The organism is Candidatus Planktophila sp. (genome assembly GCA_030681675.1).
Lineage (GTDB): Bacteria > Actinomycetota > Actinomycetes > Nanopelagicales > Nanopelagicaceae > Planktophila.
On record JAUXRP010000015.1, the window covers coordinates 115,506 to 141,659 of the forward strand.

Below are 26,154 nucleotides of genomic sequence, written 5' to 3' on the forward strand. Positions count from 1 at the left end.
CAGATGAGTAATCCGCCAAATTTTGCTCGCGCGGTAGATTTAAGTTCACTTGGAAAGCCTAAAGCGGCACCGGTTGGGCCAATGCCGGGGTTAGAGGTCACGACGGCGAATTTGACCTCCGAATTCTTACCACTTTCGCACAAAAAACCCATCATTGTAATTGCCTGGTCTACACGTTCGCCAGAGTCGATGGAGATGGTAAAACTTCTTGGATCACTTGAATCGGCCTATCAAGGTAGTTGGGCCTTAGGACGCCTAGATGTAGATGCCGAGCCAAATGTTGCTCAAGCGTTTCAGACTAAGAGCATTCCATATGCAATCGCCTTGATAGGTGAACAGATGGTTCCACTTTTTGAACAAAATTACCCAGAAGCGCAGATTCGATTAGTGCTCGATAAGGTCTTAACTCTTGCATCAGAGCAAGGTGTTGGGGCCGCCCCAGTTGAAGTAAGTGAGCCTGAGGAAGATGAGGCGATGATCGCCCTTGAAGTCGGCGATTTTGTTGCTGCTGAAGCGGCCTATAAGAAGCTTCTCGCTCGTAAACCTTCAGATAATTTTGCAAAGTTAGGTTTGGCTCAAACACAGTTGCTCATCAGAAGTGAGGGTTTAGAACTAGCAACGGTGATTGAGCGGGCGGTTCAGAACCCTGGTGATATTTCGATTCAACTAATGGCTGCCGACATGGAAATGGTAAATGGCAGAGTCGAAGCGGCATTTGCACGTTTAGTACATGTAGTGAAGGAAACTTCTGGCGAAGATCGAAGTAAGGTGCGAGAGCACTTAGTGGGGCTTTTTGCACTCGTCGATCCATCAGATTCTCGTCTTGCTGCAGCTCGCAGCGCACTTGCGAACGCACTATTCTAGTGAAGAAATTAAATTCCCATCGGGAGCTCAATTATTTGAAGCTCATTTTCTTTCTATTTGGATTTCTGATTATGTCTTGGTTGCCTCGATTTCCAGAGGTAAAAGCTAACTTAGCACTTTCAAATGGCGAATTCGGATCATTAATCAGTATCTCAGCCGTAGGTTCTCTTGTATCACTCTTTACGGTTGGTCATCTTGTGCATAATTTCGGAGCTAAGTTAGTAATGCGTATTGCCGCCGTTTCAATGGCCATTAGTCTAATTCTGCTTACCAATACTAATTCAACTCTTGTTTTTCTCATTAGTATCATAATTCACGCAGCAGGGATATCTGCCTTCCATGTTTCAATTAATGCCCAAGGCTTTAGTTTTCAAGATCGCACACAAAGGCATGTAGTAACGCTTTTAAGCGGCTTTTGGAGCAGTGGCGCATTGGCTACGGCAGTTGTTTCAGGGCTGCTCGTTGACCGAATTTCATTAGAAATACACATTCTTATTCTCTCTTTATTAGTTTCAATTATTATGTTAATTACGATCACTAAACTCAATGAAAGTCTAGTTAAACCTAACCAGAACTCTGAGACTGATTACAAAATCACGGACTTATTCAAGGGATTTAAAATCGATGGAATGGTCTCCGGTGGACTTATCTGTGCAATTTTTCTTGAATTCAGTGTGGGGGATTGGGCGGCAATATTTGTAAAGGAAGATATTGGGATTAAAGGCGGAGCGCACACACTTCCTTATATTCTCTTTACTTTTGCGATGATTGCGGGCAGACTAACAATTCACCTCTTATACTCAAAATTTTCTATGGAATTCTTAGTGAAAAGTGCATCGCTCATTTCCGGAATCTCTTTTCTGATAGGAATTCTTGCAACACAAATCATTGGAGTAGAAAACAAAACAATTTCACTAATAATTTTAAGTATAACTTTCACTATCGCCGGCCTTGGCTCATCATTTTTAGGTCCAAGCATCATGAATGCAGCCAATATACGTTCTAGTTCGCCATCAAGTGTCGTCATCGGTCAGATGGGAGTTATAAATAATATTGCAGTTTTTGTTTTGAGGTTAGTGATAGCTTGGACGGCACAAGTATTTTCACTCTCTCTGGCCTTATTGATTCCAGCTTTCCTATTACTTACTGTTCCCTATTTTGCAAAAATCTTTAAGAACGTTGAAACCAAACTGTAGCAAGCGGTGGAATAGCAATGTGGGCGATCAGATGACTAGCATCTTCTAGGGTTATCGCTGGGTTCGCAATTCCACTTCCTCCAAATGCTAACTCGTCGGTATTGAGAACTTCGTGCCATATACCGGTCGTTGGAAAGGGGAGCTGATAACGCTCATGTGGCATTGGAGAAAAATTTGTGACAGAAACTAGCGGATTAGAAGCATCATCCCAGCGCGCAAAAGCTAATACATTAGCGGCGCCATCATTATTAACAAGCCACGTAAAACCCTCTGGGGAAGTATCTTTTTGCCACAACGCAGGCGTGCCCAAGTACTTTTTATTGAGTGCAGCAACTGTTTTTTGTAGGCCATTATGTTCATCAAATTCAGTTAGATACCACTGCAGACCAGCGCTTTCACTCCACTCATCATTTTGGGCAAACTCGCTTCCCATAAAGAGAAGCTTCTTGCCAGGGTGAGCCCACATATATCCATAGAGTGCCCTTAATGTAGCTAATTTTTGCCAACGATCTCCGGGGAATTTATTTACTAATTGACCTTTCCCATGTACAACTTCGTCATGGGAAAGCGGCAATACAAAATTTTCACTCCAAGCATAAAGAATTGAGAAAGTAATTTCGTTATGGTGATAATTGCGGTGGATCGGGTCGTGTTCTAGGTATTTTAAAGTATCGTGCATCCAACCCATATTCCATTTGAAACCAAAACCAAGGCCATCTGAGGAAGTATCGCGAGTTACACCTGACCAGGCGGTAGATTCTTCAGCGATCATCATGATTCCTGGGTGAGTTCGATAAGCCGTTGATGTGGCTTCTTGAAGCAACTTCACTGCCTCTAAGTTTTCGCGACCACCATTTTTGTTAGGTAACCACTGTCCTTCTTCACGCGAATAATCCAAGTAGAGCATAGATGCAACTGCATCTACTCTTAAACCATCAATATGAAACTCAGTCAACCAATACAGCGCACTCGCTACCAGAAAGTTGCGGACTTCATTGCGTCCGAAATTGAAAATTAGAGTTCCCCAGTCGGGATGCTCACCAAGTCTAGGGTCTGAATGTTCATACAGCGCGGTTCCATCAAAATGTGCAAGCGCCCATTCATCTTTTGGAAAATGCGCCGGTACCCAATCAAGGATCACTCCAATGCCTGCAAAATGAAGAGCGTCTATTAAAAACCGAAAATCATCCGGTCCACCAAAACGCGATGTAGGAGCAAAAAAAGAGGTGACTTGATAGCCCCATGATGGGCCGTAGGGATGTTCGGTCACTGGCATAAACTCGACATGAGTAAAACCCTGCTCTTTAACGTATTCAACTAATTGAGCTGCCAAATCGCGATATGTCAGACCTAACCTCCATGACCCTAAGTGAACTTCATAAGTAGTTATGGGAGCGCGCCATGATTGAAACTCTTTACGTCTTTCGATCCAATCGGCATCGCTCCATAGATACTCTGACTCTTCCACAATTGAGGCTGTCAGGGGTGGGGTTTGTGTAGCTCGTGCCATTGGATCGGCATGATCGACCCATGCGCCATCGAAGCCACAGATGGCAAACTTATATTTAATTCCACTACCAATATCTGCAACAAATATCTCCCAGATGCCTGAAGAGCCTATGCGCAGCATTTGATTGGTATTTCTATCCCAAAAATTGTGATCTCCTATCAAAGAGACGGCACGGGCATTTGGAGCCCAGACTGAGAATGCGGTGCCAAGGAGTGTGCCTTCTTTATCACGACGGACGTGTGCACCTAGCGCTCTCCATAATTGTTCATGGCGGCCCTCAGAGATTAAATGGAGGTCAAGCTCCCCCAATGTTGAGTGAGGATTGAGAAAACTCGCGGGCACAATCTCCTGAATCTGTTTTTTGCTAAGAAACTTCGAGAAGAAACCCATATTAGATTTTCACTCTGCAAATATGGGCAACTTTTCCAACAGGCCGTGTTGGATCCAAAGATACATACGTGTCAGGTGACCAGTTAAAGTGTGAGCCATCAAGTAGATCTTCAACTTCAAAATGAGTTCCGTTAATTCCCAATGATTTCATATCCCAATGAACTATCGTTCCTTGCGCATAATTTGGATCGAGATTGACAATCACTAAAATCAAATTATTATCATCACGTTTTGAATAGGCAATGATCGCATCGGATTCAGTATTATGGAAAACCAAGTTTCGAAGTTGGTGCAGAGCAGAATTCGATGCTCGAATTGCATTCAATTGAGTTATAAATGGAGCCAGAGTAACTCCCTTTTTACCAGCACCATCCCAGTCACGAACTTTAATCTCATATTTTTCTGAATCGAGATACTCTTCGCCATCTAATTTAAATGGTATGTGTTCGTAAAGCTCGTAACCTGCGTACATTCCCCACGATGGTGAAAGTGTAGAAGCCAAGACAGCGCGAAGTGCAAATACTGCAGGGTTACCTGAATGTAAATGAAAGGGATTGATATCGGGGGTATTGACCCAGAAATTCGGACGAAAATATGCATCGGATTGAGTCGAAACTTCTCGCCCGTAATCGATTAGTTCAGATTTACTTGTTCGCCACGTGAAATAGGTATAGGACTGGTGGAATCCCGCCTTTCCAAGCGCGTGCATCATGGCAGGGGCTGTAAAAGCTTCGGCAAGAAAAACGACTTCAGGGCTTTCAATTCGCATAATCCCTAGTAAATCCTGCCAAAAGTGAACGGGCTTAGTATGTGGGTTATCTACCCGAAAAATTGAAACTCCCTTTGAAACCCATAAACGAATAACGCGCAGGATTTCATCTCGTAAACCTTCATAATCATCATCGAAGTTAAGGGGGTAGATATCTTGATATTTCTTTGGAGGATTTTCTGCATACGCGATCGTTCCGTCAGGACGTTTGTTAAACCACTGGGGGTTTGAATTCACCCAAGGGTGATCCGGCGACGTTTGTAGAGCGAGATCTAAAGCGACTTCAACTCCGTTTTTAGTTGCGATAGATATAAAGTTTTCAAAATCATCCATAGTTCCAAGCTCTGGATTGATTGCATCGTGGCCGCCGTCGGCACTGCCAATCGCCCAGGGAACACCCGGATCACTTTCTTTTGGAGTGAGTGAGTTATTCGCGCCTTTACGGTGCGAAAGGCCAATGGGATGGATTGGAGGTAAGTACAAAACATCAAAGCCCATAGCGGCAACTGCCGGTATCCGTTGAGCGGCCGTTTTAAAAGTTCCACTCGTAATCGTCCCATCTTTGTTTTTTATCGCACCTTCGCTGCGCGGAAAAAATTCATACCATGAACCAAAGAGCGCACGCTTTCGATCTGCACGGATTGGATATTTTTCACTCGAGCCAAAAACAGTGCGGTATTTCGAAACGCTATCTGCCTCAACTACAAAAAAGAAATTGCCTTCAGTAGGAATTTTAACTCCACCTACAAAGCGATTGGAGCCAGGCCAGTTTTCGACCATTGCGCTGCGCGAAACCACTTTTCCATTATCAGAGTGCAAAACAATTTCAGCCGTTAGTTTTTCATGTCCTTCAATTACAACCGTTGCACTGACAGTAATTCTCTCCCCAGGAACTGCCTTAACGGGAAGAAATTCTCCCCCGAAGAATACTGCGGGGGAGATATCGCTAATAGCAATTCTTGAAATCAACCTGAGCCTTCCGTGTTACCAGCATCAGCTGCCGATATGTCATCAATACGATACTTCTCCATCGCGGCTTTCACAACGCTAAATTTGATGTGACCGAGTTTTTCTAGCTCTTGCAAGGTGGTAATTGCGATGGATTCAGCATCGACTTTAAAGTGTCGACGAAGCGCACCTCGTGTGTCAGATAGTCCAAAGCCATCGGTGCCAAGGGAGATGAATGGCGCAGAAATCCATGGCGCAATCTGATCTTGAACCGAGCGCATATAGTCACTAACAGCGATGACTGGACCGTTGTGTCCAAATAACTTGCTTTCAATATATGCACGTCGCCTATCACCCGGATTAAGGAGATTATGGCGATCGGTTTTTAGCCCATCTCGTCGAAGTTCATTCCACGAAGTAACCGACCAAACCGAGGCTTCAACCCCCCAATCTTCACGAAGAAGTATCTGCGCTTTCAACGCCCAATTCACTCCGACTCCAGATGCCAAAATCTGTGCTGATTTTTTACTTTGATTTTTTGCTGGAGAGTATAAATAAATTCCCTTAAGCAGACCTGCAACATCTAAATTCTCTGGTTCGGCTGGATGAATATATGGCTCGTTGTAAACAGTGATATAGAAATATACGTTTTCGCTATTTTCGCCGTACATACGCCGGAGTCCATCTTTTACGATGTGACCAAGTTCAAAAGCAAATGCGGGATCATATGCAACGACTGCTGGATTTGTTGATGCCAGAAGATGTGAATGTCCATCCTCATGCTGTAAGCCTTCGCCATTTAACGTTGTGCGTCCTGCAGTTGCGCCAATCACAAAACCTCGCACCAATTGATCGGCCGCCGCCCAAAATGCATCTCCCGTGCGTTGGAAGCCAAACATTGAGTAAAAGATATACATCGGAATCATTGGCTCGTCGTGTGTTGAATAAGAAGATCCAACCGCTGTAAATGAGGCAACTGATCCCGCCTCATTAATTCCTTCATGTAAAATTACGCCAGATGTTGATTCTTTATACGACAACATGAGTTCTCGGTCAACGGCCATGTACTGCTGGCCATTGGGTGAGTAAATTTTCATCGTTGGAAAGAGTGAATCCATTCCAAAGGTGCGTGCCTCATCGGGAATAATAGGAACGATGCGAGAGCCCAAACCTGGATCTTTCACAATATCTTTAAGCATTCGAACAAATGCCATAGTTGTAGCAATCTCTTGTTGTCCCGATCCACGCTTAACCGATTCATAGACTGAATCATCGGGCTGAGGAAGGGGCCTTGATATCGAACGTCTACGCGGAATTGATCCTCCAAGAGCGGCCCGACGTTCTGCAATATATTGCGCCTCAGCCGAGCCTTCTGCAGGCTTAAAGTAGGGAGGAAGATACTTGTCTAAGACTTCATCTGGAATCTCCAAGTGGAGCGTGTCTCTGAAGCCTTTAATATCCTCAAGGCTCATTTTTTTCATTTGATGAGTTGAGTTACGGCCTTCGAAAGATGAACCGAGAGTCCAGCCTTTAATTGTCTTAGCTAAAATCACAGTTGGTCGGCCATTGTGCTGGACTGAGGCGGTATAGGCGGCAAATAATTTCTTATAATCGTGACCGCCACGCTTTAAGCTCCAAATTTTATCATCGCTCCAGTCGGCAACCATTGCCGCAGTCCGAGGATCGCGGCCAAAGAAATTTTCGCGAACGAATGCACCGGATTCAGCTTTAAATGTCTGGTAATCGCCATCGAGCGTATCGTTCATTAACTTAACGAGAGCGCCTTCACGATCTTGAGCAAGTAATGGATCCCAATCACGACTCCATACAACTTTTATAACATTCCATCCAGCGCCACCAAATATTGATTCGAGCTCTTGGATTATTTTGCCATTGCCTCGAACGGGACCATCTAGGCGTTGCAAATTGCAGTTAATAACAAAAGTTAAATTATCCAATTTCTCTCGTGTGGCTAGTCCAATAGCACCGAGAGTATCAACCTCATCAACCTCACCGTCGCCTAAGAAGGCCCATACATGTTGGTCGTTTGTATCTTTGAAACCACGGTTGTGAAGATAACGGTTGTATCGTGCTTGGTAAATTGCATTCAGCGGACCAATACCCATCGACACCGTGGGGAACTGCCAAAAATCCGGCATCAAACGCGGATGCGGATATGAAGAGAGGCTTCCAGATGGATGCGATAGCTCTTGTCTAAAGCCATCTAACTGGATTTCACTGAGTCGTCCCTCAAGAAATGCGCGTGCATACATTCCAGGACTTGCATGACCTTGGAAAAATATTTGATCTCCGCCACCTGGATGATCTTGACCACGGAAGAAATGGTTAAATCCAACTTCATAGAGCGATGCCGATGAGGCATACGTTGAAATATGGCCACCAACTCCTACCCCTGGACGCTGGGCACGGTGCACCAACATTGCAGCGTTCCATCTATTTATCGCTCGGATTCGACGTTCAATATTTTCATCCCCAGGAAATTCTGGCTCATTCTCAGGTGAGATTGTATTTATGTAGTCAGTAGTGCGAAGTGCTGAGATTCCAATATTTTTCTCATGCGCACGATTTAAAAGAGAGAGTATTAAATATCGTGCTCGAACAGGTCCAGAATGGGCAAGAGCTGCATCAAAAGATGCCTGCCATTCAGCGGTTTCAGCAGGGTCGGTATCGACCAACTGGTCGATAATCTGGTCGGGCGCTTCGAAGTTTTCGCTCATGCCCCTATTCTTGCCCGAACTGCTCTGTAAGTCGAAATGAAAAATCTAGGCTCAAAACCTCTTGCATATCTCACATAGATTGTGTGGACTTATCCCGTGCCAACCAGAATGGGGATAAAGAAAGGTGACCTGATTTTAGAGGTCGGCCGTGGTGATGATTGCGATATCAAAGTTCGAGACGAGATCTCTGCGATTACAGGAACCGATTTCTTAGATTCAGATTCTCAAGAGGTTGTCGATGCGGTAATCATCTGGTGGCGTGATGGCGATGGTGACTTAGTCGATGAGCTAATGGACTCACTCACATATTTATCTGACAATGGTGTGATCTGGGTCCTCACGCCAAAGGTTAATCGAGCAGGTCATGTCGAACCAAGCGATATTCAAGATGCAGCTCCCACTGCTGGATTAAGTCAAACCTCAACAATCTCGGTGGCACCTGATTGGTGCGCAACACGTCTAGTGGCACGCAAATCGGGCAAACGATAGATTTATATCTATGACTATAACAATTGGCCAGACCGCTCCAAATTTTGAATTAGTGAATCAGCACGGCGAGAAAGTATCGCTTGCATCTTTTAAGGGCGAAAAGAATGTAGTTGTTCTTTTTTACCCCTTTGCTTTCTCTGGAATTTGTACTGGTGAGTTATGTGCATTGCGCGATGATCTATCAGCTTTTCAAAATGAGAGCGTTCAATTACTAGCAATTTCATGTGATTCTATGTTTTCACAACGTGCATTTGCCGATCACGAGGGCTACACATTTCCATTACTCAGTGATTTTTGGCCGCATGGCGCGGTCTCAAAGAGCTTTGGTGTCTTTGATGAAGAACGGGGTCGAGCAACTCGCGGAACATTTGTTATCGACAAAGCGGGCATTGTGCGCTGGCACGTCATTAATGGCAGCGGTGATGCTCGCAATGTAGGCGATTACAAAGCGGCAATTGCAGCGCTGTAAAGAGGATTTACCTTTTCAACGTAGCTGAAGTAAGATTCCCCAGTGCTCGTTAAGAGCGCGCGGGTGCTTAGCTCAGTGGTAGAGCGTCTCGTTTACACCGAGAATGTCGGGGGTTCGAAACCCTCAGCGCCCACAAGAAGTTCGTGAAGGAGTTGACCTTGAAGGCAAGCCCACATGATCAACGACAGATACTCAATACGGCCAGCCTTGACCAAAGAACAACGGCGCTAAACCACAAGGCGCAGACGCTTGTCGAGCACGCTCTCTTAGCTAATGTGAGAATAAAGTCGCACAACGTTCGTGATCTTCGAATAGGTGCACAGACCGAACTCAGTGATGTAAAGCGCGAACTTCTGCGTGCTGAGGCCGATGTGGAACAGATTGTTATGCGCATAGTACGTGATGAGGCTCGCCTAAACGGAGGATCTGCTTCTCCCAAAGAGCTAGAGCAGCTCCAACATGAAGTGGGAACATTAAGTACGCGCAGAGCAGAGCTCGAAGAGGTTGAACTTGAAGTCATGATGCGAATCGATGAGATTAATGCTCGTATCAGCGAATTGAGTGAACAGGAGGCTAATTGTGCCGCCGAAATCGACGATCTAGAGATTCGCAAAGAAAATGCGCTCGCCGCCATTAACTCCGAACTAGAAATAATAGCCAAAGAGCGCAGTGAAAACCTGGCTTCAGTTAACCCGGAATTAATTGCGCTGTACGAAAAAATTCGAACTTCAAATAATGGCACTGGGGCGGCGGCGTTAATCGCTGGAAGTTGTAATGGTTGCCATCTATCAATAAACGCCGTTGAACTTAAGCGAATCACCGATATAGCCGAAGATGAAGTTGTTCGATGCGAAGAGTGTCGATGTATTTTGGTGCGCGGAGTTTAATGAAATGGCGCGCCATTTTCTTTTAACTGCCGATGGTGGTTCGCGAGGCAATCCTGGTCCTGCAGGTTATGGCGCGGTTATTACTGAAAATGGCGCAATAATTGCAGAGCTCTATGACTTTATTGGAATAGGAACTAATAATGTCGCAGAATACAGCGGACTTATTGCAGGTTTAACCGCGATTAACGCTATGGACCCAAACGCAACCGTTGATGTAAAGATGGATAGTAAATTAGTTGTCGAACAAATGTCTGGCCGTTGGCAGATAAAGCATGCAGATATGCGATCCCTTGCCCAAGATGCTCGTGCTGCACATACTCCTGCCCTGGTAACGTATAGTTGGATACCGCGCGATGAAAACTCTCACGCCGACCGCTTAGCTAATAAGGCCCTCGATCTACAGGTGGGTGGGGCAGAGGTAATCTCAGTTCGTAAAAACTATTTAACTGAACGCTTATTATCAAATGAAAAAGCAACAACTATATTTCTCATCCGCCACGGCGAAACACCTTTGACACCGATGAAGAAGTTTTCAGGCGATGGTCCGCTTAATCCGCAGCTGACTGAAGAGGGATTAGCTCAAGCCGAACTTGTAGCTACAGCAATTGCTAAATTGAGTCCAGAGATTATTATTGCATCGCCACTTAATCGTACGAGGCAGACGGCCGAAGCAATTTCAAAGGCCACTGGTTTGCCGATTTATTTCGATGAGGCTTGGATTGAATGCTCTTTCGGAATCTGGGATGGTTTGTCAATCGATGAAGTAAAAGAGAAGTATCCAGCCGATTATCAAGCATGGGTTAGTTCAACGGCTTTTTCAGTCCCAGAAGGTGAGTCATATGACGCAGTTTCTTTTCGTATCGATGCGGCACTAGAGGCGATTGTTGCGACATATCCTGGCCAGCGAGTTGCTGTGGTTACGCACAATGGAACTATTAAAACCGCGGCGAAGTTAGCAGTTGGTGCTCCAGCCGAATCGATTTTTCACATCGACGTTTCGCCATGTTCAATCACGACGATTTCAATATGGCCAAGTGATGGCTTGCGAGCATTGCGAAGCCTTAACGAACAGGCCCATCTTCGTTAGAGATTTATGCGAGCTTGCCTTTTACTTCTACGATATTCGCACCGGCATTTGACAGAGCGACGGTAAATTCATCACCAACAGCACCTGGGCACGACAATCCCCAATCAAAAACCTTGGTCGCCCCAACTGCCAATGGATTAGTTGGTGCACCTTCCATCGCGTTATCGCCATCAAAAATATCGGCGCATGTGCCAGCGGCGGTGCTCCCCTGAACTATCAACGTTGCAAGATCTAAAGCTGCAGCGGAGTTATTAGTAACTGAGACTGTAAATTTCTCATTGAGCTGTCCTGGAAGTTGTCCTGCGGCAAATTGTCCAGTTTCAAAGTTTGTTGGGGATGAGAGCGTGTAGCTGACTTGGTCAGGGGTAATAACAGGGGCATCAAATCCACCTGTGGCTTGAGGGGTGGTTTCTACAGGCTCAGTCAAAGCTTGTCCCTCTTCGGTCGTTGTAGTTGATTCGGCGGCTTTACCTCCACATGCAGTCAGTAGCAAAAGAAGGGCAAAGGTAGCCGCAACCGCTTTAAATGTAGTCAGAGAATTTTTCATAGAACTTAAACCCCTCTTGAAATTTATCCACACCAGAAATGGTGCCAGAATCAACGTGCCAAGTATAGAGTAGGTACCGTGAGTACAAAATCAGCGATCGCCCAAACCTCGATGAATATTGGGGGAATCCAAGGGCGTAGTCCCCGCCAAATCGCTTGGATGCGCTTTAAGCGCAATAAAGTCGGTGTAGGCGCGGCAATTGTGAGTATTACAATTCTCTTGCTCTCACTCTTTGCTCCACTCGTAGCAAAAATTGTCGGAGTTGATCCAGATACTCTAAATTTAGATGTTTTAGACACAAGTGGAATTCCCGAAGTTGGATTCAGTTGGGATCATCCACTTGGGTTAATCCCTGGTACGGGTCGCGACTTTCTTGCGCAACTCCTCTACGGTTCAAGAATATCTTTTTTGATTGCGATTTTAACAACTGTGACTGCTTTGACTATTGGATTATTCGTAGGCATTATCGGTGGATATTTTAGAGGCCGAATCGATAACTATCTTGGACGCACAACCGACTTTTTGCTCGCCTTCCCAGCATTTTTCATGATTGTTGCACTCAATCGACCAATGGTGGCGCGTATTGAAGAGTCAGGTATTGCTCAAGGAAATAACGCTCGCATTATTTTCTTAGTGTTCTTTCTCTCATTTTTTGGTTGGCCTGGCTTTTCTCGTCTTATCCGCTCCCAAGTTCTAAGTTTGCGTGAGCGTGAGTTTGTAACCGCTGCGCAAGCAATGGGCGCTGGACGCTGGCGAATTATTACAAAAGAACTCATTCCCAATTTATGGGCTCCGGTCATCGTTGTTGTTTCTCTCTCATTGCCCGGTTATTTAGCTGCGGAAGCTGTGTACTCTTTCTTAGGCCTTGGCGTCCAACCCCCAGCATCAACCTGGGGAATCTTGCTCTCAAATGCGACACGTTATGTAACCGTTATGCCTAGTTTCTTCTTAATTGCGGCAGGCTCATTAGTTATCGTTGTTTTGGCCTTTAACCTTGTTGGTGACGCTCTTCGAGATGCCTTAGATCCGAAGGCCGATCGCTGATAATCCACAAATTAGGCACAACGAACGCCCCGAATCTTCACCAAAGCGGCTTTTATCTTTAACTCATCCGCAAGTTTTGTGGTGTAATCAAGCAAAACATGCTTGAATCTATCCCAATGGCGTCTTCTTTGCGCCCCCCAATGAAAGGAAAAACGTCAATGAGCAATCACTCTGCTCTTCGCCGTGCCGTTGTAATCACGGCTGCAAGCGCACTTGCCGTCAGCGCCGTGATGGTTGCTGGCGCAACATCTGCCGCCGCCGTTGTAAAACCAAAGACTGGTGGAATTCTCACTTTTCTTGAGCACAATCCGCGCTTAGATCACTACGACCCATCACGTATCTATACAGGTCGCGATTTAGCGTTCATGAACTCATTCATGACTCGTACGCTCGTTGCCTACAATCCAGTTCCAGGTGCAAAAGGTGCGACGCTTGTTCCCGACCTTGCAACTAACACCGGTATTCCAAGCAATGCAGCTAAGACCTGGAAGTTCACACTTCGCCCAGGTTCAACTTTTGAAGATGGCAAAATAATCACGTGTACCGATGTTCAATACGGTGTCTCACGCGTCTTCGCAACTGATGTCATCACCGACGGTCCTGGCTACCTACAGGCTTGGTTAAATATTCCAAAAGATGCCGATGGCAACTCAGTTTTCAAGGGTCCTTACAAAAAGGATCCAGCCGGACTTGCAGCTTTCAAGAAGGCAGTAAGTTGCTCAAAAAATAACCGAACAATTACATTCAAGTTAAATAAATCAATTGCCGACTTCAACTACCTTGCAACATATGGAGTCATCTCTCCAGTTCAAAAGAAGTTAGATAAGGGTGACAAGTACGACTTACGTCCACAATCAACGGGTCCTTACAAGATCGCAGAAAATAGCAAGACTCAGTTAAAGCTTGTTCGTAACTCAAAGTGGAAAAAGTCTTCAGATCCAGTTCGTACTCCATACCCTGATGAAGTTGTCATCATGTTTGGCTACGATGAGGAAGTAATTGACCAGATTATTTTGGGAGACACAATTCCATCGGCAGTTAACTTCTCTGAGCCTTTGTCAACAAATAATGACAAGTTCTTCGATGATCCTAAATTTAAGAACCGTCGCATGAACAATCCAGATCCATATGCTCGTTACTATGCATTCAACGTAAAAGCAATGCCATGTATCGAAATACGACAGGCCATGTACTACTCACGCAACGCTAAGGCTTTACTTGACTATGCAGGTGGAGAAACATATGCGGGTTCATATGCAACTGGTGTAATTAGCCCACTTCTTGCAACTGATTATGCACCGACCAAGGTCGTTGGTCCAGGAAGCCCGGACTTTATTCCAACTGGAAATATTCCAAAGGCTCTAGCTCTCATGGAAACTGCAAAGACTAAGTGTCCTGCAGACTACAAGAAGGCAACTGAGACAGGACTAAAGATCGACGTTCGCTCGTCGGTAACACTCAACGACACAATTCCAATCGATACTGCAGCTTATGCACGTGCCGGAATTAAGGTCACATTCAATCCAATCGCATCCGGTTACTACCCAACGGTTATGAACCCTGACAAGCAGAGCGACCTATCAATTTCAGGTTGGGGAGCTGACTGGGCAAATGCATCAACAGTTATTCCTGAGCTCTTCGCCTCATTCGGTGGATTCAACATCTCACAGAACACAAGCGATCCTGCCTATCCTGCTTTCGAGAATGCTGTCAACAAAGCCATGTTGACCACTAATCGTGCCCAGCAGGCAAAGATGTGGAAGGCACTAGATGCACAGGCCATGAAGAACTTCTGGGTATTACCAACAATCTTTGGTAAGGCTCAGTTTGTTTGGGGATCACAAGTACGCGGTGTGTTCTTCTGGGTACCTCAGGGCAACCCAGCATTCGGCAAGATGTGGGTTAACGAATAATCTCACATCAATTATGTAAGAAAAGTTAAGAAGTTCGAAGTACAGTACTCCTGGCGCACATTTCGATGAGCGCCAGGAGTATTTACATGAGTGTAGAGCTTGAATGAGTTACGAGAGGAGTGACAATGCGGAATTTTCTTATTCGTCGAATTTTCTTTGCAATTATTACACTCTTGATTGTTTCGGCAGTCGTCTTTGCAATCTTCTCGCTGATTCCCTTTGATCCAGCAGCCTTGACGTGCGGACAGCGTTGTACCGAACAGATAATTGAAGGTAATCGAATTAAACTTGGCTTCGATAAACCTCTTTATATGCAGTACTTTCTTTTTTTAAGTGGAATTTTCTTCGGGCGTTCATACGGAGCAGGAAGCGCCGCATTCAGCTGCCCAGCGCCAGCTTTCGGGTATTCATTTAATGAAAATGCTTGTGTTACCGATTTACTGCGCGAGGCATTGCCAGTAACAGTGAGCTTGGCACTTGGAGCACTCATTCTTTGGCTAATTGTCGGAGTGAGTCTTGGCATTGTCGCCGCTAGATTTAAGAATAAGTGGCCTGACAGAGCGAGCTCTGTCTTTGTTTTATTGGGGACATCGCTTCCAACTTTTGTTACAGGTTTAGCGTTATTGATTTGGGTGACTATTAAATGGAAGTTAGTTCCACTCTCATTAGTTGGTTATACCTCTATAATTGAAAATCCATTTAAATTCTTCCAATTCTTCATCTTGCCGTGGATCACTTTGGCGATTGCTTATGCTGCGCTCTATACCCGATTTACGCGCGCCGCCGTATTGGAAACGTTGGGGGAAGATTACATTCGTACCGCTCGAGCTAAAGGCGTTAAAGAGCGTACAGTTTTATTCAAGCACACTATGCGCGCAGTCTTTGCGCCTATTATTACTTTGGCAGGGTTGGACTTTGCCGGACTCATTGGTGGCGCGATTATTACAGAAACTATCTTTAATCTTCCAGGTTTAGGCCGCTTAACGCTGCGCTCGGTCTTTGAATTTGATCTTCCGGTTGTACTTGCAACCACGATTTTGGCGGCATCGGTAGTTATTGTAATGAACTTAATTGTTGACATGCTTTATGCCGTTCTTGATCCGCGTGTGAGGATCTAATGGCTGAACTTTTAAGAATTGAAAATCTTCACGTGGCCTTCCCGACCGATGATGGCCTAGTGCGAGCAGTTGACGGTGTTTCATTGTCCTTGAATGAAGGCGAAACCGTAGCTATTGTCGGCGAATCAGGTTCAGGTAAAACCGTTACTGGTCTTTCTGTGATGGGTCTGCATAAAAAAGGGGCGGCTCAACTTTCTGGCTCAATTCATTTAAAAGTTGGAGATAGCAGTCTAGATATCGTCACAGCAAGTGATGAAGAGATTCGATTGGTACGCGGACGCGCAGTGGCGATGATCTTTCAAGATCCCATGTCTTCACTTCATCCCTATTACCGAATCGGTAATCAATTAGCTGAAGCGTACTTAGTTCACAATCCTGGCAAGAAAAAAGAGGCGCTTAAGCGCGCCATTGAGATGTTAGATCTAGTTGGCATAGCCGAACCTGATCAACGAGCTCATGAATACCCACATCAATTTTCAGGTGGTATGCGCCAACGAGTGATGATTGCGATGGCGCTCATGAACTCGCCACGTGTATTAATCGCCGATGAACCAACTACAGCGTTAGATGTGACGGTGCAGGCGCAGATTTTGATTTTATTGGCCTCGCTACAAAAAGAGTTCAATATGGGAATTTTGCTGATCACACATGATCTTGGTGTAGTGGCACAGGTAGCCGACAAAGTATCGGTCATGTATGGCGGGCGCATTGTCGAGCAAGGGTCTGCAGATGATGTTTTTTATAAGCCAGCTGCTCCGTACACATTAGGTTTACTCAAATCAGTTCCTCGAATTTCAACTCATGGCTCTGAACGATTAAAGGCTATCCCTGGACAGCCGCCTTCATTGATCAACTTACCCATTGGTTGCGCATTTGCACCTCGTTGCGAATTCACATCGTATGCAGTTGGCAATATTTGTGCAACCGATCGGCCGGAATTATTGGGTAATAGCCCTTCTCATCTTTCGCGTTGCCATGTTGCCGAAGCCACACGAGATCGTCTCTTTGTAGAAGAACTCAAAGAGGTTCGCTAATGAGCAACGATGTAATTTTGAAAGTTGATAACCTCACCAAGCATTTTCCTGTGGGGGGCTCGCGTAAAAAAGAGGTAGTTAAGGCCGTTGATGGAATCTCATTCGAACTTCGTGCCGGAGAGACTCTTGGATTAGTTGGTGAGTCGGGTTGCGGAAAGACAACTGCCGGACGAACAATATTGAAATTAAATGAGCCTACTTCTGGTCGTTTAATCTTTGAAGGTCAAGATATTACTAATTTTAAACCTGGCAAAATGCGGCCACTTCGCTCGCAGATGCAGATTATTTTTCAAGATCCATACACAGCGCTAAATCCTCGTCAGACTATAGGCAAGATCATTTCAGCGCCTTTTGAAATTCAAGGTATAGATCCGCAGGGTGGTCTCAAGAACGCAGTGCAATCTTTAATGGAGCGCGTTGGCTTAAACCCCGAGCACTTTAATCGCTATCCACATGAGTTCTCAGGCGGTCAGCGCCAACGCATTGGTATCGCCCGCGCAATCGCCCTGAAACCCCGTTTTATTATCGCTGATGAGCCAGTTAGCGCTCTTGATGTTTCAATTCAAGCACAAGTAATTAACTTACTTGAAGATCTGCAAGAGCAAGATGGAATCAGTATGGTTTTTATCGCACATAACTTATCGGTGGTCCAACATATCTCAGATCGTGTCGCGGTGATGTACTTGGGCAAGATTATGGAAATTGGCGAAACTAATGCCCTTTTCGCCTCCCCACACCACCCATATACAAAGGCTTTATTATCTGCCGTACCGCAACCAGATCCACGCACTGAAAAAACCCGCGAGCGAATTATTCTCTCTGGTGATTTACCTAGCCCTGTAAATCCTCCTACCGGCTGTGTCTTTAATACTCGCTGTTGGAAAGCTACTGACAAGTGCCGCACAGATGTGCCCGAACTTTTACAGGTCGGTAGCTCGCAAGTTGCTTGCCACTATCCAGAGGTTTAATTCTTGAAAGTTTTATCAATAAACATCGCCTCTATTGTTCATGAGGGTGAGTGGACAGGTAGCGAAGGCAAAACTGGAATAGATAAACGTTCTGTTAATGGTGCGGTTGTATTCGCGCAGGAGCACGTAGCCAATGATGTCATCGTCGACACACAATCTCACGGGGGATATGACCAGGCCGTATATGCATATGCCCGTGAAGATGCTGACTGGTGGGAAGGTGAGATTGGTACCAGTATTGATAATGGACGCTTTGGTGAAAATTTAACAACGCTCGGTATTGATGTAAACGCGGCAGTAATCGGTGAGCAGTGGGAGATTGGTTCGGTAATTCTGGAAGTTTCACAGCCACGAATCCCATGTCGTGTATTTGCGGGTTTTTGGCAACGCCCGACTTTGATCAAAGAGTTTATGGCCGCTGGCAGACCCGGAACATATTTGAGGATAATTCAAGAGGGTGAAATCACGTCTGGAGATTCAATTAATGTAATTAAAGTTCCAGAGCATGGAGTAACAATTGCCGATTTATATGCGGCAAAAAATGGCGAACGTTCAAAAGTACAAGAAATTTCGCAGGTAAAAGAGCTCTCAACGAAGTACCAAGAGTGGGCTAAAAACCTTAATTTGTAAGGCTATCTATTGGAATGCTCGTCGCGATAACCTTGCCTGCATGACAAGTACTGCTCGAATCCTCCACGCAGCTACCGGCTCGAATTTAACGGCTAAAGGGTGGGCACAAGAGGCTGCAATTCGTATGCTGCACAACAACTTAGATCCGGCAGTGGCCGAACACCCAGAGAATTTAGTTGTCTATGGCGGCACCGGAAAAGCTGCACGCAATTGGCCGGCATTTGACGCAATCGTAAAATCTCTGACAAATTTAAAAGATGATGAGACGTTACTGGTTCAATCAGGTAAGCCAGTTGGAGTTTTTCAAACACATGAATGGGCACCGAGAGTCTTAATCGCAAATTCAAATCTTGTCGGCGATTGGGCTAACTGGCCAGAGTTTCGGCGCTTAGAACAGTTAGGTCTCACGATGTACGGTCAGATGACTGCCGGCTCATGGATTTACATCGGTACCCAAGGAATTCTGCAAGGCACTTATGAAACATTCGCAGCCGTTGCACAAAAACGTTTTAATGGAACTTTGCAGGGTACGCTCACTTTAACGGGCGGTTGCGGTGGAATGGGCGGTGCCCAACCGCTTGCTGTGACCATGAATGGTGGCGTCTGTTTAATAATCGATGTCGATAACTCTCGTCTTGAAAAACGGATTAAGACACAATACTTAGATGAAATTGCCGATGGCGTCGATGATGCCATCGAACGGGTTTTAAAAGCAAAAAACCTTGGCCTTCCCCTATCGGTTGGATTAGTTGGAAATGCCGCTGAGCTATTTCCACTTCTACTGTCAATGGATGTTCCCATCGATATCGTCACCGATCAGACATCGGCCCATGATCCATTTTCATATATTCCAATCGGCGTCGATTTTCATAGCGCGGCTCAACTGGCAAAAGATGATCCGGCCGATTTCACTAAGCGTTCTCAAAACTCTATGGCTAAGCATGTTGAAGCCATGGTGGGCTTTATGGATAAAGGCGCTGAAGTCTTTGACTACGGTAATTCAATCCGCGATGAGGCACGTCAAGGTGGATACGCGCGCGCCTTTGCCTTTCCGGGCTTCGTGCCAGCTTATATTCGCCCGCTATTTTGTGAAGGCAAAGGTCCATTTCGCTGGGTTGCTTTATCAGGTGATCCCAAAGACATTTACCGTACCGACAAGGCTGTCCTTGACTTATTTCCAGACAATGAAGCTCTACATCGCTGGATAACGCTGGCACAGGAAAAAGTTGCCTTCCAAGGTCTGCCCGCTCGTATATGTTGGCTGGGCTACGGCGAACGTGACAAAGCAGGGTTGGCATTTAATGAATTAGTTGCACGCGGCGAAGTATCAGCGCCGATTGTTATTGGGCGTGATCACTTAGATTGTGGCTCCGTTGCTTCTCCATACCGCGAAACTGAGGCGATGCTGGATGGATCCGATGCCATCGCCGACTGGCCCCTGCTCAATGCCATGGTCAATATCTCATCCGGGGCATCATGGGTATCGATTCACCATGGAGGCGGCGTTGGAATGGGCCGATCAATTCACGCAGGTCAAGTCTCTATCGCCGATGGCACACAGTTAGCGGCGAAAAAGTTAGCACGCGTATTAACTAATGATCCTGGCATGGGAGTTATCCGACATGCCGATGCGGGATATGAAAGTGCAATCGATACAGCGCGAAAACTCCACGTCCATGTTCCAATGTTAGATATCGAGTAAAACATGACAAGTACCCTCATTACAAATATCGGTCAGTTAGTTACTAATGACCCCACCTACGATGGAACCAAGCTTGGTTTAATTAAAGATGGCGCGCTGTTAATTGAAGATGGCGTTATCGCGTGGGCTGGATCAACTACTGATGCTCCAACGAAACAGATTAAGAAAGCTATCGATGCCGAGGGAATGTGTGTTTTGCCTGGATACGTTGATAGCCATACACATATGATCTTTGCGGGAGATCGTAGTAACGAATTCCGAGCACGAATGTTGGGGGAGAGTTACACGGCAGGCGGTATTGCATCTACAGTTGAAAAAACTCGCAAAGCCAGCGATGAACTCTTGCTCACTCACGCCAAGTTTTTATTAGCTGAGGCAAACGCGGGTGGCACCACCACCGTTGAAATCAAGTCGGGCTACGGTTTAACGGTAAATGATGAACGCAGGTCACTTGAAATCGCCCATAAAATTAGCGATGAAACAACCTTCCTTGGCGCACACGTTGTACCTATCGAGTACAAAGATTCACCTAAGGATTATGTTGATTTAGTATGTGGGGCAATGCTTGATGCCGTACAACCTCATGCAAAGTGGATAGATGTCTTTTGTGACAAAGGCGCATTTGGAGTCGATGATGCACGCAGAATTTTGAAGGCAGGTATTGCAAAAGGTCTGATGCCGCGCATTCATGCAAATCAACTTCAAGAGGGCCAGGGCATTTCGTTAGGCGTTGAATTAGATGCCGCATCTGTCGATCACGCTTCATATGTTAGTGAGAGGGATATTGAACTGCTATCAACGTCAAAAACGGTTGCAACCTTGTTGCCCGGTGCTGAGTTCTCAACGAGATCCCCATATCCTGATGTTCGCCCACTATTAGAGGCAAGTATTACGGTGGCACTTGCATCGGACTGCAATCCGGGATCTTCGTATACAACGAGCATGGCATTTATCATCGCAATTGCCGTGCGTGAGATGCATTTTTCTCCAGAGCAAGCAATCTGGTCGGCCACAATGGGCGGTGCTAAAGCCTTGCGTCGTACTGACATTGGCCATTTAGTTGAAGGAGCACGCGCAGATTTCCAAATTCTCAACGCTCCCTCATATATTCATGTGGCATATCGCCCAGGTGTTAACTTAATAGAACAGGTTTGGCGCAATGGCCTCCAGCTCATCTAAAACAATCACGCTGTCAACTTCGGGCGTCACATTCGATGATGTGATTGCCGTTGCTAGATTCGGCGCACACGTTCAACTTTCGCAACACGCAATCGATGCGATGAATGCAACACGTGCTTTCATTGAGGATTATGCCGCTGGCGGAGTTCCTGTGTATGGAGTATCAACTGGTTTTGGCGCACTTGCTAATCGTCACATCGATGTGCAAGATCGCGTTCAACTGCAAAAATCTCTCATTAGATCCCACGCCGCAGGCGTAGGCCCGGCGATTGAACGCGAAGTAGTGCGGGCGTTGATGTTTCTGCGCCTTCGCACAATGGCATCGGGACGTACTGGCGTGCGCGTAGATCTAGCACAAACGTATGTTGATTTCCTTAACAAAGGAATTACCCCAGTAGTTCCAGAGTTCGGATCTTTGGGATGCAGTGGTGATTTAGCTCCACTATCTCACTGCGCTCTCGCATTAATGGGTGAAGGTCGGGTTCACGATGCTCATGGGATTGAAATGCCAACAATGCAGGCTTTAGATACAGCTGGGATTAAACCAATCGAGCTAGAGGCTAAAGAGGGTCTGGCATTAATTAATGGCACAGATGGAATGCTCGGTATGTTGATTATGGCCTGCGCAGACCTTGAACACTTATGTGTTGTTGCCGACATAACAACGGCGATGAGTATCGAAGGTCTGCTTGGTACCGATCGCGTCTTTGCACCTGATTTGCATGCACCACTTCGGCCACACATTGGCCAGACCGTAAGTGCGGCCAATATTTATGCAATGTTAAGGGGTTCAGGTATCGTTGCATCGCACTTAGAAAATGATTCGCGCGTGCAAGATGCCTATTCTCTTCGTTGTGCCCCACAAGTAAATGGCGCGGTACGCGACACAATTTCTCATGCATCGACTATTGCGGCACGCGAGCTTGCAAGTTCGATTGATAATCCAGTCGTTATGCCCGACGGTCGAGTTGAATCAAATGGTAACTTTCACGGCGCACCCATTGCTTATGTCTTAGATTTTCTGGCGATCGCAGCGACAGATTTAGGCTCAATGTCAGAGCGTCGTACCGACCGAGCGCTAGATCAACACAGATCAGCTGGTCTGCCACCGTTTCTCGCCCATGATCCAGGAGTAGATTCCGGGCTCATGATCGCCCAGTACACACAGGCAGGGCTAGTCAGTGAAAATAAACGTCTGTCGACACCAGCGAGTGTGGATTCAATTCCATCATCTGCGATGCAAGAAGATCACGTGTCGATGGGCTGGTCGGCTGCGCGCAAACTGCGAAAGGTAGTTGAAAATCTTTCACGAATTCTGGCAATTGAGTTGTTGACATCGGCCCGTGCAATCGAGTATCGCAAAGGTTTAACACCATCACCAGCCACTGCCCGTGTTATTAAAGAACTACGTAAAACTGTGCCAGGAATCGGTCCAGATCGCTTCTTATCTCCTGAGCTGGAGGCTGCAACAACATTAATCAATTCTGGAGCAGTTTTAACTGCGGCTCAAGAAGTTGTTCCAGAACTTACCTAGATGCAAAACCGCTAGCGGCCTCTAAAACTAATAGCGCAGCAAGTCTCACTGTGCGTTGATCTGGGGAATCTAGGGCGGCATCGATTTCAGTAATATCGATAGCGCGAACCCGCTTATCGGCAGCAAGTAGGAACGCGCCCTGTCGCAGTTCATCGGCAGATATTCCACCTGGCATTGCGGCGGGACACGCTGGCACAACGCTGCGATCACACACATCGACATCTAGGTCAACATAGATTTCACGACCACCCGCACCTGCAACTTCTAGAGCTTGTTGAACGACATCGGAAATTGTGCGCGTACGTAACTCTGCTCGAGAGATAACGGTGATGCCATTTTCTTTAGCGCGCGCTGAGTATTCAGTACTGTTTGCAAAGTCGGTGATACCTATCTGAACAATATTTTTGCCTAGTAAACCTGCTTGAATTAGCTGCCACACGGGAGAGCCATTTGAATGACCATCTCGCAGATCATGGTGGGCATCAAAGGTGATAAGACCAACGTTAGATAAACCTGGCCATAAAGCAGATGCAACTGAGTAGGTAATTGAATTATCGCCACCGAGTGCAATAACTAACTTGTGCACACTCAATAAACCATTAACCGCTTTCTTCACTCGCTCATGACCATCAACTCCATCGGGGGATTCCACATCACCTAAATCAATAAAAGTATGTCCAGCTAAATCAACGTTGGCCGATGTAGAAAAAGTTGAATAACGCGCAAGCGCCGCTCTGACTGCAGAAGGGGTTAGATGCGCATTCGTTGCAGATATCGAACTCTCATGTGCGGGTACTCCAATGAGTGCGATTTCGGCCTTAGCGTTGCCTACTGAAAAAAGAGTATTAGCGCGCATCCACTGTGGATCGTGAGGTAGCTCGGGAGGCGACATAGAGTTATCGTAGAGGCTGTCTACTGTATTGCTCTAGCAACTAAATTCCGGAGGCTAGGCCTTCACAACGTGGGTCGGAGCCGAACATGTATGTGCCCGTTGGTGAGACCTCTAACATTTGAACTGAAGATCCATGTGCCCATGCTCCTATTGCGGAGATCTCATGGCCCCTTGCTCTCAAATCTTCAACTATTTCTGCACTCACTCGATCTTCTATCTCTAAAACCCCGCTCCCATTTTCTTCCAGCGAACTTTGTCCAGCAGCCCTTAAGTGTTGCCATCGCGGAGATTCAATCGCCTCTTGAACATTCATTCCTAAATCCACGACATTAATTATTAACTGCAGATTCGTTTGAACTTGGATATTAGCCCCTGGTGTTCCACCTACGAGATAAAGCGAGCCATCATCTCGTGTAGCCAGCCATGCATTCAGCGTGTGAGCGGGGCGTTTTCCAGGTTGAATGAAGTTGGGGGATTGAGAGTTCAAAGAAAAGCCAGTTAATCGGTTGTTTAATACGATTCCAGTTCCAGGAATCACCCACGAACTGCCAAAACCATGGAAGACCGATTGAATCCAGGAGACGGCATTACCCTCGACATCAGCGACTAAAAAATAGGTCGTATCGCTACCCTCGGCTGTTGCCCCACTCTCATTATTTGCCTTTGTCAGATTAATTTGTGAAAGCCGCCAATCAATATTCTCCTTTGATAATGCCTGCTCAACATTGACGTCGAGAAACTCAGGATCGCCCAGGATAAGATTTCTATCAGTGAAGCCAATTTTTTTACTCTCGACGCCAATATGAATGCGATCGGCCTGACCCAAGGAGGAGATATTAAATCGCTCACAGAGCAGAAGCTCTTCCATCAAAATCATTCCCTGAGTTGGGGGAGGCTGGCCATAGATAGTGAAATCGCGATATTTAATTGAGAGTGGAGCTAATACACGCGTCGCATGTGATTCCAAATCCTGCGCATTAAACCATCCATCTGAAGCGATAATCAACTGTCTTGAAATTTCACCGTCGTAAAATGCTGCGCGGCCTTCGTTGGCAATTGCACGAAGTGAAGCGGCGAGATCTTTTTGAACTATTAAATCTCCAACTTTAGAGTTGGTATCGATTCCCATATTTTTAAATAACTCAGTGTCGGGAGCTATAGCTAAATGGGCAGCGATTCGTTTAATAAAACCCGGCGTTGCTGCAAATCCATTTTCTGCATATTCAATGGCAGGTGCCAACAGTTCGGCAAAGGAGAGTTTTCCGTAGCGCTCATGGGCTTCAAACCACGTTGAAACTAATCCAGGAACAGTTGCAGATTTAAATCCATGCAGAGGAATGCCGTTTGGATAGGCCTGCACCGTTGCACGATGCGGCGCCTCGCCACTTCCATTAAACGCGAGATTTTCCTTTGACTTGGCATGATGAGTGATAAGGAATGCATCTCCACCAAGGTGTGAGGCTCCGGGTTCAACAACACAGATCACCGCAGATAGCGCAATACCTGCATCGATAAATGAGCCACCTCGATTGAGGATTGTGATTGCCGCACTCACTGCCAAAGGTGCACTTGCTGCCGCTCCACCTTTTTTAGAGTAAATAACGCTCCGCCCTGTTTGCACATGCGCACTCTTTCTCACATTGAGAGCAATTACAAGAACACGCTCTTTAGCCGTATCCTTAACTCTAAGAAGAGTCGCCCGGATCACCGCGTTACCGCAAGGTACCGAGGAAAGTCCGGACTCCATAGAGCACAGTGGTGGGTAACGCCCACCCGGAGCAATCCGCGGGATTAGTGCAACAGAAAGCAAACCGCCTTTTAGCAATAAAAGGTAAGGGTGAAACGGCGGTGTAAGAGACCACCAGTAACTGCAGCAATGTAGTTAGCTATGTAAACCCCACTTGGAGCAAGACCATGCAGTTGGCGTTTGAGAGCTGCTCGCTCGAGTCAACGGGTAGGTTGCTTGAATCTGCAAGTAATTGCAGATCTAGATGGATGGTGATCCGTTCGCAAGAACGACAGGATCCGGCTTATAGGGCGACTCTTCTATTATTTGGCTATCAGTCTTTAGAAAAGACAATTACCGCATGAGCTTTTTTCCAGCGATCATTGATGGTTGAGTAAGTTGAAAGCGTTTGAAGTTCCCAGCCGTCTTTCGCTTCCTCGTTGATTACCTTCTCGATTGCTCCAGTGTGTTCCTTGAAATATATTTCTGAAACTTTGTAAGTAGACATGCTTTGATCATA

At 46.1% G+C, this 26,154-nt stretch carries 22 protein-coding genes, 1 tRNA gene and 1 other RNA gene; 17 read left to right on the top strand and 7 right to left on the bottom strand.

Features of this window, described 5'->3' with window-relative positions; all coding sequences use genetic code 11:
• Positions 1–3: 3 nt before the first annotated feature.
• A complete protein-coding gene (locus Q8K48_04175; protein MDP1851595.1) occupies positions 4–864 on the top strand; it encodes a tetratricopeptide repeat protein in 861 nt (286 codons plus the stop codon).
• Complete coding sequence (locus Q8K48_04180; GenBank protein ID MDP1851596.1) at positions 864–2,060, top strand: MFS transporter; 1,197 nt, start codon at positions 864–866, stop codon at positions 2,058–2,060. Before Q8K48_04175 ends, Q8K48_04180 begins: the two co-directional genes overlap by 1 nt.
• Here Q8K48_04180 and glgB read toward each other — a convergent pair.
• Genes glgB through aceE form a run of 3 tightly spaced genes read right to left on the bottom strand, consistent with a single transcriptional unit; the run spans position 2,035 to position 8,415 of the window.
• Positions 2,035–3,912 (bottom strand): 1,4-alpha-glucan branching protein GlgB, encoded by a 1,878-nt coding sequence (gene glgB, locus Q8K48_04185; protein ID MDP1851597.1) that lies wholly within the window; start codon positions 3,910–3,912, stop codon positions 2,035–2,037. The two genes, Q8K48_04180 and glgB, sit on opposite strands and share 26 nt — an antisense overlap.
• A 49-nt stretch (positions 3,913–3,961) precedes the next feature.
• Positions 3,962–5,698: a DUF3416 domain-containing protein gene (locus Q8K48_04190; protein MDP1851598.1), complete on the bottom strand. Its 1,737-nt coding sequence runs from the start codon at positions 5,696–5,698 to the stop codon at positions 3,962–3,964.
• Complete coding sequence (gene aceE / locus Q8K48_04195; protein ID MDP1851599.1) at positions 5,695–8,415, bottom strand: pyruvate dehydrogenase (acetyl-transferring), homodimeric type; 2,721 nt, start codon at positions 8,413–8,415, stop codon at positions 5,695–5,697. Before aceE ends, Q8K48_04190 begins: the two co-directional genes overlap by 4 nt.
• 96 nt (positions 8,416–8,511) lie before the next feature.
• Here aceE and Q8K48_04200 point away from each other — a divergent pair, with 96 nt between their 5' ends.
• From Q8K48_04200 to Q8K48_04220, 5 genes are all read left to right on the top strand, one after another.
• Complete coding sequence (locus Q8K48_04200) at positions 8,512–8,904, top strand: DUF3052 domain-containing protein (GenBank protein MDP1851600.1); 393 nt, start codon at positions 8,512–8,514, stop codon at positions 8,902–8,904.
• Between the two features lie 10 nt (positions 8,905–8,914).
• Positions 8,915–9,373, top strand: a complete 459-nt coding sequence (locus tag Q8K48_04205) for a peroxiredoxin (protein MDP1851601.1) — start codon at positions 8,915–8,917, stop codon at positions 9,371–9,373.
• A gap of 61 nt (positions 9,374–9,434) precedes the next feature.
• A tRNA-Val gene (locus Q8K48_04210) sits at positions 9,435–9,506 on the top strand.
• Between the two features lie 25 nt (positions 9,507–9,531).
• Positions 9,532–10,260: a hypothetical protein gene (locus tag Q8K48_04215; protein ID MDP1851602.1), complete on the top strand. Its 729-nt coding sequence runs from the start codon at positions 9,532–9,534 to the stop codon at positions 10,258–10,260.
• 4 nt (positions 10,261–10,264) lie between these two features.
• Positions 10,265–11,347 carry a histidine phosphatase family protein gene (locus Q8K48_04220; GenBank protein ID MDP1851603.1) on the top strand — a complete coding sequence of 361 codons (1,083 nt, stop codon included), beginning with the start codon at positions 10,265–10,267 and terminating at the stop codon, positions 11,345–11,347.
• A 4-nt stretch (positions 11,348–11,351) separates the two neighbouring features.
• Here Q8K48_04220 and Q8K48_04225 read toward each other — a convergent pair whose 3' ends face one another.
• Positions 11,352–11,894, bottom strand: coding sequence for a hypothetical protein (locus Q8K48_04225; protein ID MDP1851604.1), 543 nt, complete (start codon positions 11,892–11,894; stop codon positions 11,352–11,354).
• 78 nt (positions 11,895–11,972) lie between these two features.
• On the opposite strand from Q8K48_04225, the gene Q8K48_04230 reads away from it, so the two are divergent.
• From Q8K48_04230 to hutH, 9 genes are all read left to right on the top strand, one after another.
• Positions 11,973–12,938, top strand: coding sequence for an ABC transporter permease (locus tag Q8K48_04230; protein MDP1851605.1), 966 nt, complete (start codon positions 11,973–11,975; stop codon positions 12,936–12,938).
• Between the two features lie 158 nt (positions 12,939–13,096).
• Complete coding sequence (locus tag Q8K48_04235; GenBank protein MDP1851606.1) at positions 13,097–14,851, top strand: ABC transporter substrate-binding protein; 1,755 nt, start codon at positions 13,097–13,099, stop codon at positions 14,849–14,851.
• A 125-nt stretch (positions 14,852–14,976) separates the two neighbouring features.
• Entirely contained in the window at positions 14,977–15,969 is a 993-nt protein-coding gene (locus tag Q8K48_04240; protein ID MDP1851607.1) for an ABC transporter permease, read from the top strand.
• Positions 15,969–17,003, top strand: coding sequence for an ABC transporter ATP-binding protein (locus tag Q8K48_04245; GenBank protein ID MDP1851608.1), 1,035 nt, complete (start codon positions 15,969–15,971; stop codon positions 17,001–17,003). Before Q8K48_04240 ends, Q8K48_04245 begins: the two co-directional genes overlap by 1 nt.
• On the top strand, positions 17,003–17,971 hold the full coding sequence (locus tag Q8K48_04250; protein ID MDP1851609.1) for a dipeptide ABC transporter ATP-binding protein: 969 nt from the start codon (positions 17,003–17,005) through the stop codon (positions 17,969–17,971). The genes Q8K48_04245 and Q8K48_04250 overlap by 1 nt, the downstream gene beginning before the upstream one ends.
• Positions 17,972–17,974: 3 nt before the next feature.
• On the top strand, positions 17,975–18,601 hold the full coding sequence (locus tag Q8K48_04255; GenBank protein MDP1851610.1) for an MOSC domain-containing protein: 627 nt from the start codon (positions 17,975–17,977) through the stop codon (positions 18,599–18,601).
• A 40-nt stretch (positions 18,602–18,641) separates the two neighbouring features.
• Positions 18,642–20,303 carry a urocanate hydratase gene (hutU, locus tag Q8K48_04260; GenBank protein ID MDP1851611.1) on the top strand — a complete coding sequence of 554 codons (1,662 nt, stop codon included), beginning with the start codon at positions 18,642–18,644 and terminating at the stop codon, positions 20,301–20,303.
• A gap of 3 nt (positions 20,304–20,306) precedes the next feature.
• On the top strand, positions 20,307–21,482 hold the full coding sequence (gene hutI, locus Q8K48_04265) for an imidazolonepropionase (GenBank protein MDP1851612.1): 1,176 nt from the start codon (positions 20,307–20,309) through the stop codon (positions 21,480–21,482).
• The gene (gene hutH, locus Q8K48_04270; GenBank protein ID MDP1851613.1) at positions 21,463–23,016 is read left to right on the top strand and encodes a histidine ammonia-lyase; all 1,554 of its coding nucleotides are present in this window, start codon (positions 21,463–21,465) and stop codon (positions 23,014–23,016) included. The genes hutI and hutH overlap by 20 nt, the downstream gene beginning before the upstream one ends.
• Here hutH and Q8K48_04275 read toward each other — a convergent pair.
• Both Q8K48_04275 and Q8K48_04280 read right to left on the bottom strand, forming a co-directional pair.
• On the bottom strand, positions 23,009–23,908 hold the full coding sequence (locus tag Q8K48_04275) for an agmatinase family protein (protein MDP1851614.1): 900 nt from the start codon (positions 23,906–23,908) through the stop codon (positions 23,009–23,011). The two genes, hutH and Q8K48_04275, sit on opposite strands and share 8 nt — an antisense overlap.
• A gap of 40 nt (positions 23,909–23,948) precedes the next feature.
• Complete coding sequence (locus Q8K48_04280) at positions 23,949–25,529, bottom strand: gamma-glutamyltransferase family protein (protein ID MDP1851615.1); 1,581 nt, start codon at positions 25,527–25,529, stop codon at positions 23,949–23,951.
• 70 nt (positions 25,530–25,599) lie between these two features.
• Between Q8K48_04280 and rnpB the strand changes: the two genes are divergently transcribed.
• Positions 25,600–25,957: RNase P RNA component class A (gene rnpB / locus Q8K48_04285), an RNA gene on the top strand.
• Positions 25,958–25,968: 11 nt separating this feature from the next.
• Here the strand turns inward: rnpB and Q8K48_04290 are convergent.
• Positions 25,969–26,142 (bottom strand): DUF4177 domain-containing protein, encoded by a 174-nt coding sequence (locus Q8K48_04290; protein ID MDP1851616.1) that lies wholly within the window; start codon positions 26,140–26,142, stop codon positions 25,969–25,971.
• Positions 26,143–26,154: the final 12 nt, after the last annotated feature.